The sequence below is a fragment of the Pseudomonas sp. EA_35y_Pfl2_R5 genome (genome assembly GCF_963970805.1).
Taxonomy (GTDB): domain Bacteria; phylum Pseudomonadota; class Gammaproteobacteria; order Pseudomonadales; family Pseudomonadaceae; genus Aquipseudomonas.
Genome location: NZ_CAXAOW010000004.1, coordinates 82,894 through 96,753, shown reverse-complemented (window position 1 = coordinate 96,753; position 13,860 = coordinate 82,894). Strand labels below are relative to the sequence as shown.

The window sequence follows — 13,860 nt, the reverse complement described above, 5'->3', positions numbered from 1 at the left end:
ACGGACCGTCAGTGGAACAACGTGAACAGGCCTTTGCCGCCGACCTTGTAATTGAGGTTCTGCGGCCGCTCCCCCATTGGTTTGGCACCGCTGCCGCCGACAATCTTGTATGGCGCAATCTCTTTGGCGACCAGCGTATTGGCCGTCACCACCGCACCACGGCCAATACGCGCGCCATGACCAATTAACGCTCGACTAGCAATCCAGGCGTAATCGTCGATGTAAATGGGCGCAGAAATCGACCAGAACTCTGGCGCGGCCAAATCATGGCTGCCAGCGATGATCAGTACATGGGAGGCAATAGCTACATGATCACCAATAATCAGCCCAGCGCGCGCATCCACCTGACAATGCCAGGCGATAACACTGTCATCACCCAGCACTAAGTTTTCCACACCCAGCACCTCCGTATTACGCCAGATAGAGGAGCCCTTACCGATCTTCGCGCCACCGGCACGCAACCACCAGATACGCACATGGTGACTGGGGATTTTGTTGATCAGGATGTTGTAAGCCTGCTCCCATGCCCGCAGCCAGCGATCCTTGAGGGTTACCCAGTTTTTGCCGTAAAGCGGAACCAAATTAGTTGGGATCTCGTCACGCAACATCGCGTAGAAGCGCCGAGCCAACAGATGCTCGACCAGAGGCTCAATATTGACCGAGCAGATACTGCTACGTGCGCCCTCCTCGAAGAGGATGTCGTTAGCCAACATATAGTCGTAGGCTTCGGCTAGCTCCTCTTCGTTACATGTCAGGCGCTTAGCGTAATCACAGAGCCGCGAACGCAAATCGTTGGAGTGGAAAATGCGATGCTTCATGGCGAGACATCCTTGGCGGTGCTGCAATCCCGCGTTTGTTGTGGATAAAGCCTGACCTGCTGCAGGCTAAGGCCCACCAGCAGCCAAAACAGGGCAATGATGACAAAGGTAAAACTGTAGTAATGGTCAAAAATGCCTGTCAGCAAAGCCGCCATCACGCCTGCCAAGCTACCCAGCCAAATGGCGTTCTGCGGGTTGATGCTGCGAATTGCCCCCTTCGGACGGACCTCGCGCCACCAAAGCACGGTTACCGCAATAAATAGCAGCATGCCCGGAATGCCGATCTTGTAGATAAAGTTCAACCAGAGATTGGAAATGCCCGGCAAGCCGCTACCTGGCACCGGAGGGTCAATCTTGAAGCCGATGCCGAACGGGTAGCGCGCCATGGCCTCGGGGAACATGGCGTATTCCTCGAAACGGATCTCGGTACTGGCATTACTGGCCGAGAACATGCTCATGAGGCGTTCTTGCAGCGGCGGATAGAACATCACCAGAGCCACGCCAAAGGCTGCGCCCAACCCGATGATGCGCACGCTGTAAGGCACCCGCTTATAACTCAACCAGAACAATACCAAGACCAAGGCGACGATAGCCCCGCGCGAGATACTCAGGAGCAACCCGGCGCAACCGAGAATTGCCACCGAAAGCCCTAGTGCTCGGCGCCAGCCATTGCGAGTCATGCCATAGAGAAAGGCCAGGGGAATAAACAGCGCGAGAATACCGCCAGTCAGATTCGGATGAACCCAGGGCGATGCCATACGCTGATAGTTAGCGGAGAAAATGTCCTTCACCGCCTCAGGATGTGCATATTTGAGGTCGGTCAGAATCGGAATCATGGTCATCGCATTGCGGTCTTTCAGAAAGATAAAAATCGAAAGACAGAGCATGGCCAAGTTGCCAAGCAGCAACGCCACGATAAGTTGGTCACGATCACGGTCTGTGCGTAGCAATAATGGAACTAGGAACAAAACAGATAGGTTCATCAACCAACGCACCCAGTTGACTGGGCCATTGCCTTCGGCAGCGATGGTCAGCATGCCGATCACAAATGGCACCGCGCTGAACAACATCAGCCAGGCCAAGCTGCGTTCAGTAGGATGCCACTTAAATAATCCACGCGTATGACCGAGAAATGCCTGCCAAAACACTGCCAGCCAGGTCAGTGCCAACACGGCCTCACTGATAGTTGTGCGAATACCCAATTGCACCGTGGTGTACGGCAGGCTAGTAGCCAACACAGCAAAGATCAGCAACCCCCATAGCGGCTTGCGCAGCAACGTCAGAGTCAGCGCTACGCCAACCAACAGAATCAGCAATTTGACGATTGGCAGCACCCACAGCAGAGCACCGAAAAGGAGCCCAAGCAGGACTGCGATGGGAAGCCCGATAGCCATTAGCGCGCCAACTCTTGCAGCAGTTGTTCAAGCCGTGTGCGGTAGGCAGTGAAATCAAAGCGCGCAGCCCATTGCTGCAGCTCCAACTGATTACGCAGCTCGGGTTGATGAGCGAGGCGCAGCATGCAGGCCAGTAATTCATCCGGCTGGTCTGCGGTGAAGCGCGGACTGCTCAAGGGGGCGACTTCATCCAGAGCTGAGCCACAGGCTAACGCCACAGGCGTTCCCAGGCTCAAGGCCTCCACCACCGGCAGACCAAAGCCCTCGGCAAAAGACGGCTGCCACAGGCACTCTGTTGTCGCATACAAACCATGCAGTTCGGCATCACCGATACCGCTAAGCCAATGCAGACCTGGTAACTGTCGAAGCGGTGCGGGTAAATCATCCGCATGGCCAATCAGCACCAAATCCGGCACCTGATCCGACTGCTCGCGGGCCTGACGCCAGCAATCTACAAAGCGCGGCATATTCTTGCGCGGCTCACGGGTACCCACGGCTAGCCAGAAGCGTCGCGGCAAGCTATCTGGGCAGCGCGCCGGAGTACCCGCAAAAGCCTCAACCAGGTTGGGCAACACCCGCAGCTTGTGCGCGGCGAACGGAAACAACCGCGCGGCTTCTTTGGCGGAGAACTGTGATGGGCACCAGACATAATCGGCAATCCATACCGACCAGGCGATAGACACCCCATCAATCAGCCGATACGCCAGAGCCTTGAATCGGGAGCGGTGAAAATTGCGCTCCGTCAGCTGAAACAGATCATGCAGCAGCACAACATAGCGCGTTCCCGCTGGCTTGCGGCCTATGGGCAGGCCCATGTTGGCGGTGGCGATATACAAATCAATCCGCTGCTCACGCAGAGCTCTGGGCAGAAAGCGAGCCTCGAAACGCATGCGCACATGCGGGCGCTGCAAGCCATCCAAAAGCCCGCTCCAAGGAGGGCAGCAGGCGGTTTGCCGTTGCGCATGCTGCAATGGCGCTTCGGTAAACCGCACCAGCTCAGTCTGCTCACGCGACAGTAATGCTTGCTCAAGAGCGCGCACCTGCCGGCCAATCCCGGATTGCGGCGCGACTGTGGCGGGGCGGTAATCAAGACCTACACGCATGCACTGGAGTCCTTAACCGGCAACTGCTGATAAACATGCTCCAACTGTGCCGCAGCGATTTGCCAGTCGTGGTGATCCCGCACGTAGTCGCGCCCCTTAACGGCCAATTGCCGGGCATAGTGCGGATCTTCAAGTAGCTGCGCCAACGCCGCAGCCAACTCCTCTGGTGTTTCGCCTGCGCAGTACTCTTGCTTATCCACCAGCGGCAACCCGGACACACCTTGAGCGGTACTGACTAACGGCAGGCCCGCCGCCAGGGCCTCCAGCACCTTGAGCTTGGAGCCCCCACCATGACGTAGTGGTGCGAAAAACACCGCACTACGCGCCTGTAATTCGGTCAATTGCGGAACAAAGCCAACCCATTCAATACGAGAATCCGGCCAAAGCTCGGCCCAATCTTGCGGCAAGGCATATCCGGCGATGGCAAAACGAGCCTGAGGACAGCGCCGCCAAAGCAGCGGCAGAATTTCATCCAGTGCCCACTGCACGGCATCCTTGTTAGGCGCGTATTCGTAGTTACCGACAAATAGAATTCGCTGGCTGGCAGCATCCCTCTGGACCGCAGCAAACTCGCGCGTATCTACCCCATTGACCACGACATCTACTGGCGTCTGGGTCAGCTGCCGCATCGCCACTGCATCATCCTCGGTTACCGCGATTACACGGCTGGCATGGTCAAATACCTGGTTCTCCCAACGTCTTGCGCGCCATTGATCAAAGCGCACAAAAAACGTCAGCCAACCCGGAAAACGATCGTATGTAGCCGCGCCCAAACTCGATTCCAAATTATGCTCGGTCAACACAAAGCTCTGCCCGCGCAACAATCGGTCAAACGGCTGAAAGCTGTAACTGTGCTCGATCTGGATCACATCCCAGGTTTCTTCCAGCAATTGGCTGAAACGCGCCTGCAGGGGCGCAGACAACCCGTTCACAACCGTCAGCAAGGGCCACGGCCCAAACAGCGCGCTGAGTAGCGTTACAGGGTGTCTCAACGAGCGCCTCGGTAATACGATCAAACGTTCCAGAAACGGCTCAAGAGCAGTCTGGATCGGGGTATCCAGAGAGCTTTTCGATTGCACCAGCAACGTTATGCGATGACCCCGTGCGGCCAGGCTACGCAGCAGGTGGTATTGCCGCGTTTTACCGCCACTTGTCGTGGGCCAGGGCAAATAAGGTAAAACCCAAAGAATGCGCATGCCCACTACCAGACCAACATTTGTAGGTGTTTGATTGCTTGGGGGCGAATTCCGTCTGCATCTTTCAACATCTGGCGCGTACCACTAAGCGGATCATGCAGCTCGGCACCGGCCACTTGCGGCAAGTGCAGGGAGGTATCCTTGCTCGCCCAGAACAGCCAGATATTTTTGCCATCCGCACGTTGCCAGGCAACGCCATAAAGCCCCTTGGGGATCTTGCTTAGCTGGGGAGCATCAGCCGGTTTCAGGCGTGGCCCGGTAACCTGCAAGAAGCGCTGCAACGCCTGGTAAACCGGCTTTGGTTTGCCTTGCAGATCAAGCAAGCCGTAGTGCTGATCACGGACGCCGGCCCGGCTATCCAGATCAGACAGGGCGAACAGGAATACCTTGTCAAAATCCAGCGCACTCATCAGTGCCAAGCGCCGCAATACATAATCGGCCTGTCCTTCATCACCGATTATGTCCTGGTGCTCTTTGGGCCCGGCATAACTTGACCAGCCCCATTCAGTGGCCCAAATACCTGGCAATCCAGCACCGCGCAGCATCTGATTGAGCTGCTGACTGCGCAAGATAAAATCGTTGTCACCGGGCTCATCGCTTTCGGGTTGCTGCGAGTACGGGTGATATGCCGCAATGGCACCCAGCTTCTGCACGCCGAACTGACCCAGTTTTTCCAGCATCAGCCCGCCCTTGACCGGCATTTGGCTGTAATAGGCCATGCCGGCCATGACAACCGGTTTGCCCGGTACAGATTTTTGCAAGGCTTTCACCGACGGATACAGCAGCCGAGCATAGCCTTCCGCATCCTCATGGGGACGCCAGAACGCAGGCAAATTAGGCTCATTCCAGATCTGCCAGGCATCCACGCTGGGATAGCGCTTGGCCAACATGACCATGCGATGAGCGAATACATTCGGATCACGTGGCGGATACTGATCAGGCACTGGTGAGCCCGATGGAGCCGTGGTGATATGGGGTGCCGAACCAACCAGATAGAGGACCGACTTGAGTTTCTGCTTACGCATATCCTCGACCAGCGTATCCAATTCACCCAGACGATAGCGTTCCTTGGACGGTTCGTGGCGGTCCCAGTGTAAATCGACGCGCACCCAGTGCAGGCCAAGCGCCTGCAACCGGCTCATCTGTACCTTGTACTGCTCTGGGCTGAACCATAAAAAATGCGCATTGACGCCAAGGAAGTCCTTCCACACCACCTCGCGTGGCGCCTTCAACAAGGCAGGGTCAGCCTCAGCCGAGCAACCCACGCTAAAAGCGCCGAGAAACAGGCTTAAGCCCAGCACAGGCAACGCACCAAGTGCTTTACACAGCATATTCATGTGCCTCCACACGCCGATGCAAAGAGCTGCTGAAAACGCCTAGCCGTAACCGGCCAGCTCCGCGCCTGACCGATGACGCTGGCTCGCGCCGCCCATTGCTCTGCCAATTGAGGATTCAGTGCCAGTTGTTCAATACACACGGACAACGCCGCTGTATCGCCCTGCTGGTAAGTCGCACCATTGCCGCTCGCCACTTCTTCAGAGAATGCACGGGCATTGGACGTGATCGCACCACGACCGCAGGCGTTCGCCCAGGATAGAGCGCCACTGGTACCACGCATCTCGCCGAGTAGACCCAGCTTCTTCGACTCACGGTAAGGCAGCACCATTACATGGTGCGCCTGAATCGTATCGGCAATTTCACTTGCCGGCAGGTCCAGCTGCCAATCGAGGCAATCATCCAGATGCAATTCACGCGCGCGGCGTCGCAATTCGTCGAGGTAATTGCCGGCAGGCCCAAAAGCCATATCTGGTACGGTACCGCCCGCCAGCGTCAAACGTATCGCGCCGCGCAGCTGCGGCTGCCTTAGCAGGGTCTGAGCCAAGGCATCAAGCAAGTCTTCAATGCCCTTGCCACGATAGATAAAGCCGAAATACAGCAACCTGATTGGCTGCAAAGGCGGGAGGGGCTTATGCGCAATACTCAGGTTGCCATGGGCAATCACTGCATGCTGCGCAACATCCAGCCCCATACGGCGCACCAAAGCACGACCACCGGACTCCGTTAGCGTCACCAGGCGCGTCATGCTTTGTGCCAAGCGCCGCTCTTCACGCAACGTTAGGGGGTCAGCCAACAAAGCGGCCAATTGGGGAAAAGGCCGCGGCAACTTTTCCAGCAGCGAAAGCGGCCAGGGCAATGCGCCACGCCGCCAGACCAGCCGCTCCGGATCATGTACCGTAGCGCTCAACGGTAGGGCTGGGTGCTTATCGCGCAATTGGCGCAAGGCATAGAACTCACCAAGGCGCCCGCCACCGAGCTCGCCATGAACCAAGTCAACCTGGGCCCAATCGAATGCCTTGATGCATTCATCTAAACGCACTTTATCCATGCCGCAGCCACGAAGCGGGGTCAGCACCTCGACCCCCTCGGCCTGCAGGGCCGCCTGAAAATGCGCGGCATAATCAGCAATGCCGGTCTGCTCAGGCGGTAACGGCGCGAGCAAGGCGATGCGCATCAGCTCATACCTCGCCAGCGGCCTACTACCTGCAACACGCGGTCAGGTACCTCGAAGCGGCGACGGTTGAGGATGATGCCATCAACCCGTTTGAATGCAGTAGTCAGTGTTGCCAACGCACTCTGCACCATAGGGATGGTGCTTTGCTGCGCCTCAACCACCAAGACGATTTGGTCAGCTTGACGCAGATTGATAAAGGCTTGCTGGTTGGAGAGCAGCGCCGATGCATCAAGTAGCACAATTTCACCGGGCTGAACGGGCTGATCGACATCGTGACGAACCTGGTGCCCACGCTCAACCAGCAGCGCTTGCAAGTGACCGAGAATAAAGCTGACGCCCTCGCCCCGACGGGCCGAAGTCAATGCTAAGACCAAGCCCTGCTCTTTAACCTGCTCAAGCGGTAACTGCCCATACAGCCTGTAGATGCTGGCGATAAAGCCACTGTTTGGCGGCCCTGCAGGCGTGCCTAAGTCCTGCATACTGCTCCACAACGGGACGCCAAAAGCCTCTTCGATACGCGCCCCATCATGAATCCGCTGATCCAGCAGATAGCAGAGATACAGCGTCAACAATCCCACAGCAATCCCAGCCGGGATGGCAAGAAACAAGATCAGCAGACTCTTGGGAAACACTCTGCTGGGATTGAAGGTTGCCTGCTCGATCAGCGCGATGTTGCTGATCTGACTACGGTCCAGCTCACGATCAATGCGCGCGTTCTCAAGGTTCTCGGTATAAAGCGCATAGCTTTTTTCTGCAGCCTGCAACTCCAGGGCCATACGCGTCAGCTGCGGCTCGCTTGCCAGCACTTGCCGGCGCACTTCACGTAACTGCCCAAGCTGCCGGTCGTGGTCTTGCAACTCACCGTTAAGCTGGCGCTCACGCAGTTCAGCATCCAGGATCTGCTGATTCAGACTGGTCACTAAGCTGTTTGGCGCACGGTTCTGTGAACGCTCTAGGCGCTCGCTCTCACGCGCGACCAAGGCCTCGATATCACGGATGTTCTGCTCAAGCTGCACCACCGGCGGAGCATCCGCCAGGAAAGTACGTAGCAACCGAGCACGTTCCAGATTCAAGGCATTGAGCTGGCGCTTGAGGTCCAACTGGGTCGGGTTAAGACTGATTTCACGATCAGTCACAACCTCCGGCACTTGGCGCTTCAGCTGCTCACGGGCCAGTGTTAGAAAACTCCGGATACCCGCAAGCTCAGTGCGCGTCTCAATCCGGGCGTCATTCAACCGATTGATCTGAGTGGTCAGGCTTTCCAGACGCTCAGTCACATTGATCGAATCGATATTCACCAGACGGCCTTGCAGTTGTTCCTTGAGCAGAGTGATTTGCTCAGCAACCTTCTGTTTCTCACCTTCGTAGAAGGTGTACAGGCTCTTGCGACCCAGAGCCCGGGTGCGCTCTTCGAGAAAGGCCTCAACCCAAAAATCGACCACTTTCTGGGCAATCAGCGGATCACCCCAGGTGAAGCTGATTTCGATTACCGCCGACCCGGGCTCATGGCCGACGCTAAAGCTTTTTTCCAGTTTCTTCGCCAGGCGGTCTACTGCCGTTTGCTCTTCAACAATCCCCAGCACTTGCAGAATGCTGCGGATGCCGTCCATCACAGCACTGATGCCTTGGCTTATGTAGGCCTTTAGGGTTTTCCAGAACCCCTGTGGCTGAACATTGGCCATTTCTTCGAAGTAACGCTCGGCGACCATGCGCACGATTGGCCTGCCAGTCAGCATTTTCTCCTCATCAACGATGGGGTCGCGCTGAGTACTAGGGGCGATCAATGCCTGACGGTTGCTCGCCTCAATTGGCAACGTGGTGTTGTCACGACCCGGCTTTACCAGCAAGCGGGCATTGGACTCATATTTGGTCGGTAAAAGAAATGCGCCGAGCAGCGCAACCACAACCGTAACAATGACAGCCCACTGAAACTCTCGGCGAAAGATGAAGAAAAGGCGCAAAAGATCGCGCAGAGAACGGATTTCAATCATGCGGATTCTCGCTCCGTGAGGGCTGGTAGCCTGCGGGTAAGGCTCTAAATTCGAAATAGCGGATCATGGGCTCGCTGATCAAGGGCGATTTGATCCACGAAATTGAGACCGTAGCTGAACAAGACTGCGGGGCACCTATGGGCAGTTTGAACATTCGATTTCATCCACTGCATTGAGGTCGTAGTTGAACCCCAAGCCGATCGACTTATTGATCGGTATCAAGCGCGTGACATACATATCAACCGCTTCAACGGCACTGCCGATACCCGATTGCGGAACAAAAATTATGTCGCCTCGCTGCAGTGCGACCATGGGTCGATTCTCTTCCTGCAGCAGGGTCGCTAGGCTGAAGAAATAGGTTTTGTACTTGCCGTCATCGCCAGCACGCAGCAGTGCAATATTGTCGCTGTCCGCCGATGGCAACACGCCGCCAGAACCTAGCAGCGCCTGTTCAACAGTGGCATGGCCAACCAAATCAAATAACGCCGGGTTAGGCACCGCGCCACCAACAAACACTCTATTGCTTGGGGCTATTGCAATGTTTACCGTGGCGGCTGGCTGCCGATATATCTTGCCGAGCTTTTCAGTCACTTCCTCGGCAACGCTCTCTGGCGTACGGCCATCAGCCTTGATCAAGCCGATAAAAGGCATCGAAAAGTAACCGTCCGGACGCACGAGAAACAAAGTGACATCATCACTTTCTGCCGGCTCCTGCGCATCACGAACGATACGCAGGGTATCGCCACTCTGGATACGCACCTGGGGCGGCGGCAGGTCTGACAGCTTATAGATTTCCTGGTGCCGCAGTTTGAGCGCATCACTGCTGGGCATATGAACACGAGCAGGCGTACAGGCAACCAACAGCTGCCCCATCAAGAGCACAGCCATAAGGGCCAATAAGCGAAACCTGCATGGCATAACAATCATGATTCAGCTCCAGTACGTAGCAAACATGCTGATCCGCCGCTTCAACCCACGTGGCAGATAGCGTTCCAAATGACCGAGGCGGTAACCCAGCAATTTCAATGCGCTGCGTAGCAGCACTTCCGGCACCCGATGCATCGCACCGGCTTCGCGCAAAGCCGAGACTTCTGCCTGTACAAAGCGCCGTCCCTCCCCCCCCGCGCTACCGAAGGATTGAGCAATCCAGCGTTCGCGGCCATAGAAGACGCCAATATCAAAGTAACGACGGAATTCTTCCAGCAAGCGGTAGTCATGCGAGTGCTGTACGCAAGCCGATGCCGCATAGCGCACGGCATATCCCGCAAGCAGTTGCTTACCTGCAACATATGCATCCTCGCTGCCGATAACATTTTCGGGAAAGCCGCCTATAGCGTCCAAAGTCGTACGCCGATATGCCGAGAATGAGTCCGAACTGAAGCAGGTCTTGATGCCCAACTGGGCAGCATCCGCCATGCGTTTGGTGCGACTCAGCGGTGGGTAGTTGAAACGACGCGCCTGGGCAGCCAGCAACCCGGCATTAGGGTGCGGTAACTGGCGCCCGTAGGCTATGCCGACATCGGACTCGGCAAGCAGCTCAGCACAAATATTGGCGAAGCTTTCTGGGTTATCCGGAATAGCATCCTGGGTAAGGAAAATCAGGATATCGGCGTCGACCATCTGACTGGCCATCCGACGTGTACCACCATGGTTGAAGGTGGACGCATCAATCACTTCCACCCGCGCACCCGCGGCTCGGAGGCGCGCCACTGTGTCATCACGAGAATCACTGTCAATGACCAGAAATTCATCGGGCTGCAGTGTCTGGCTTACAAGGGCCGGCAACAGTCGGTCCAGGTAACTACTAGCATTGCGCGTCGGGATGATCAGCGCAGTACGCATCAGGACTTGACCTCAGGGGCCCGCCCGTAAACATCACTAAAGCGCACAATATCGTCTTCCCCCAGATACTCGCCGCTTTGCACTTCGATCATCACCAAATCAATAACCCCTGGGTTGGCCAGGCGATGAGTGTGGCCGGCCGGGATAAAGGTCGATTCATTGGTGTTGAGCAGGAAGTCGCCCTCACCATTCACAACGCGGGCCATGCCACTGACCACAATCCAGTGTTCGCTACGGTGATGGTGCATCTGCAACGACAGCGACTCACCAGGGCGAACCATAATGCGCTTGATCTTAAAGCGCGGCCCTTCTTCAAGAACACTGTAAGTTCCCCATGGACGGGTCACAGTACGGTGCAGACGATAAGCGTCATGACCCCGGCGCTTGAGCTCCTGGGCAATAAACTTGACCTCCTGACTGCGCTCAGCATTCGCAATCAACAGCGCATCCGGTGTATCAACCACAATCAGGTTATCCAGCCCAACCATGCCGACGAGGCGCCGGGGCGAGTCGATGTAGCAGTTGTGTACATCATGCAAGACTACCTCGCCAAGAATCTGGTTACCTTCGCTGTCGCGCGGACTGAGTTCACGCAACGCTTGCCAGGAGCCAATATCACTCCAGCCCAGGCTGCAGGGAACAACCGCCACACGATCAGAGCGCTCCATCAAGGCGTAGTCGATGGAGATGTCAGGTGCCAGAACAAAGGTTTCGCTGTCCAGCTCACGCTGACACAGCTTATTGCCTGAGAGTTCGGGGCTTCTTGCCAAGCAGTTTTGTGCAGCTGCCAGCACATCGGGAGCGAACAGCTGCAATTGCGCCAGTACGGTATCAACCTGCAGACAGAACATGCCGGCGTTCCACAGATACTGGCCACTTTTTATGTAGGTCTCGGCAGTCGCCAAGTCCGGCTTTTCAACAAATCGAGAAACGGCATAAGCACCGGCCGCAAGCGGTTGCCCTTGCTCGATATAGCCAAAACCTGTTTCTGGATGCTCCGGCTGAATGCCAAAGGTTACCAAGTAGCCTTGCGCGGCCAGCTCGCGGGCGCTGGCCACAGCCTGAGCAAAAGCCTGCTCATTACGAATCAGATGATCCGCCGGAAGTATCAGCAAGTGCGCCTGATCGCCATACTGCTGCTGGACATGCAATGCAGCCACGGCAATGGCAGGCGCGGTATTACGGCCAAAAGGTTCAAGCAGGAACTCCAAGGGCAGATCCTGCTGATTGACCGTGCGATAGTCATCCAATGTACGGAACAGTACCTCACGATTCGTCACCGTAAGTACGCGCTCAACACCAGGCAATTGGCCAACCCGGGCAAAGGTTTTCTGCAACAGACTCTGACCATCCGGAAGCCGCATAAAGGGCTTGGGCATAGCCTCACGGGATACCGGCCACAGCCTTGTGCCTGCGCCGCCGGCAATAATGCAGGGAATCAACTGGCTCATCGACTGCTCCATCTAGTAAGCCTCCTTGGTTAGAATTAGCGCGGGCAGAGTCCTGCATAAAATGTACAGGTCGAACCACACCGACCAACTCTCGATGTACTCCAAGTCGTATTCCACACGCTTCTCAATTTTTTCCAGGGTATCAGTCTCACCCCGGTAGCCGTTGACCTGCGCCCAACCAGTAATACCGGGTTTTACACGGTGGCGAGCGCTGTATTGCTCAACGGCCTCTTCAAACAGCACACCGGCAGCCTTCGTTGCCGTGGCATGTGGCCGCGGCCCCACCATCGACATGCTGCCCAGCAACACATTGAACAGCTGTGGCAGCTCATCCAGGCTTGTCTTGCGAATAAAGCGGCCGACCCGCGTCACCCGGTCATCATTACGTGTTGTCTGCCGCTCGGCATTAGCGTCGCTCTGGTGATAAAACATTGAGCGAAATTTGAATACTTCTATCAACCGATTGTTATAACCATAACGCTTCTGCCGAAACAGCACAGGGCCGGGCGAATCGAACTTGATGATCACTGCAAGCAGTAGCATCACTGGTAACAATGCAGTTACAGCCAACCCAGCCAGCAATAAATCCTCTAGGCGTTTAATCAACGGCGACCAGCCCGACAACGGTATTTGCGATACGTTGAACATCGGCAGACCACCGATAGTGGTGATTCGATTGTGCGCATGCCGGAATGCAACCATGTCTGGCACCAACAACACATTCACCGGCAAACGGCGCAGGTCGCGCACAATCTGCCCAATACGGTTCTCTGCAGACCATGGCAAAGCGACCAGCACCTGCGTCACTCGCTCTTCACGGATCATCTTCTCTAACTGACTGCTATTACCAATGACCGGCAAACCTGCCAGGGTTTCGGGCATTCGCCCCATCCGATCATCAATAAAGCCAAGTAAACCCGAACGAATGTCTTGTCCTCGCAACAGATATTCGGCAAGCCGAACACCGTTTTCCGTACCGCCCACAATCACCGCAGTTTGCAAAAAATGTCCACGCTTTATCAGGTAACGAAAAACCGCCAACAGCAGCAAACGTTCAACACCAAAAGCAGCAAGGCTAAAAGCAAACCAGAAAACGAGAACCGGCAAGGATATATAGCGAAATAGCTCAAGAGCCTGATGCATAAACAACAGCAAACAAAATGCAGCGGTCCACGCAAAAAACATCACACGAAAACGCAAAAGATTACTAAATATCTCTTCCGAATAAACACCAAGCGCCTGAAACATTAAAACGCTTAACATTCCAAAGAACAGTAAAAAACCTACATAACCATGATTTAAATCGGCAGAACTATCAGTCAGCAGCCATAACAAGATAAAGCCAGGAAAACTTGCGGTAGCCCCATGCACAATACGAATTGCCGCCAGAAGGTACTCAATAAACCCTGGTCGCGCTAAAAGCAGACTATCTACCTGATGCTGACGCACACCCCCTCCCCACTTCCCCAGCCAAGCCAAAACGGCTAAAACCAAACACAGAACGTCAAATTAACGGCACAACACCTCCCGAGAAATGGTGCGGACTTAAACAT

The 13,860-nt window shown here is 55.7% G+C and carries 11 protein-coding genes; all 11 read right to left on the bottom strand.

Going from position 1 to position 13,860, the window contains the following annotated elements; all coding sequences use genetic code 11:
* Positions 1 to 8: 8 nt before the first annotated feature.
* A complete protein-coding gene (locus AACX99_RS10470) occupies positions 9 to 818 on the bottom strand; it encodes an acyltransferase (RefSeq protein ID WP_339411626.1) in 810 nt (269 codons plus the stop codon).
* A complete protein-coding gene (locus AACX99_RS10465; RefSeq protein ID WP_339411625.1) occupies positions 815 to 2,212 on the bottom strand; it encodes an O-antigen ligase family protein in 1,398 nt (465 codons plus the stop codon). The genes AACX99_RS10470 and AACX99_RS10465 overlap by 4 nt, the downstream gene beginning before the upstream one ends.
* Entirely contained in the window at positions 2,212 to 3,315 is a 1,104-nt protein-coding gene (locus tag AACX99_RS10460; protein ID WP_339411624.1) for a glycosyltransferase family 4 protein, read from the bottom strand. Before AACX99_RS10460 ends, AACX99_RS10465 begins: the two co-directional genes overlap by 1 nt.
* A complete protein-coding gene (locus AACX99_RS10455; RefSeq protein WP_339411622.1) occupies positions 3,306 to 4,511 on the bottom strand; it encodes a glycosyltransferase family 4 protein in 1,206 nt (401 codons plus the stop codon). Before AACX99_RS10455 ends, AACX99_RS10460 begins: the two co-directional genes overlap by 10 nt.
* 5 nt (positions 4,512 to 4,516) lie before the next feature.
* Positions 4,517 to 5,848, bottom strand: coding sequence for a beta-xylosidase (locus AACX99_RS10450; protein WP_339411620.1), 1,332 nt, complete (start codon positions 5,846 to 5,848; stop codon positions 4,517 to 4,519).
* Positions 5,845 to 7,023, bottom strand: coding sequence for a glycosyltransferase (locus AACX99_RS10445; RefSeq protein WP_339411618.1), 1,179 nt, complete (start codon positions 7,021 to 7,023; stop codon positions 5,845 to 5,847). Before AACX99_RS10445 ends, AACX99_RS10450 begins: the two co-directional genes overlap by 4 nt.
* Complete coding sequence (locus AACX99_RS10440) at positions 7,023 to 9,014, bottom strand: exopolysaccharide transport family protein (protein WP_339411616.1); 1,992 nt, start codon at positions 9,012 to 9,014, stop codon at positions 7,023 to 7,025. The genes AACX99_RS10445 and AACX99_RS10440 overlap by 1 nt, the downstream gene beginning before the upstream one ends.
* A gap of 135 nt (positions 9,015 to 9,149) precedes the next feature.
* A complete protein-coding gene (locus AACX99_RS10435) occupies positions 9,150 to 9,932 on the bottom strand; it encodes a polysaccharide biosynthesis/export family protein (RefSeq protein ID WP_445261859.1) in 783 nt (260 codons plus the stop codon).
* 12 nt (positions 9,933 to 9,944) lie between these two features.
* The gene (locus AACX99_RS10430; RefSeq protein WP_339411614.1) at positions 9,945 to 10,856 is read right to left on the bottom strand and encodes a glycosyltransferase family 2 protein; all 912 of its coding nucleotides are present in this window, start codon (positions 10,854 to 10,856) and stop codon (positions 9,945 to 9,947) included.
* Positions 10,856 to 12,307 carry a mannose-1-phosphate guanylyltransferase/mannose-6-phosphate isomerase gene (locus AACX99_RS10425; protein ID WP_339411612.1) on the bottom strand — a complete coding sequence of 484 codons (1,452 nt, stop codon included), beginning with the start codon at positions 12,305 to 12,307 and terminating at the stop codon, positions 10,856 to 10,858. The genes AACX99_RS10430 and AACX99_RS10425 overlap by 1 nt, the downstream gene beginning before the upstream one ends.
* Positions 12,308 to 12,319: 12 nt before the next feature.
* Complete coding sequence (locus AACX99_RS10420; protein ID WP_339411610.1) at positions 12,320 to 13,756, bottom strand: undecaprenyl-phosphate glucose phosphotransferase; 1,437 nt, start codon at positions 13,754 to 13,756, stop codon at positions 12,320 to 12,322.
* Positions 13,757 to 13,860 lie beyond the last annotated feature (104 nt).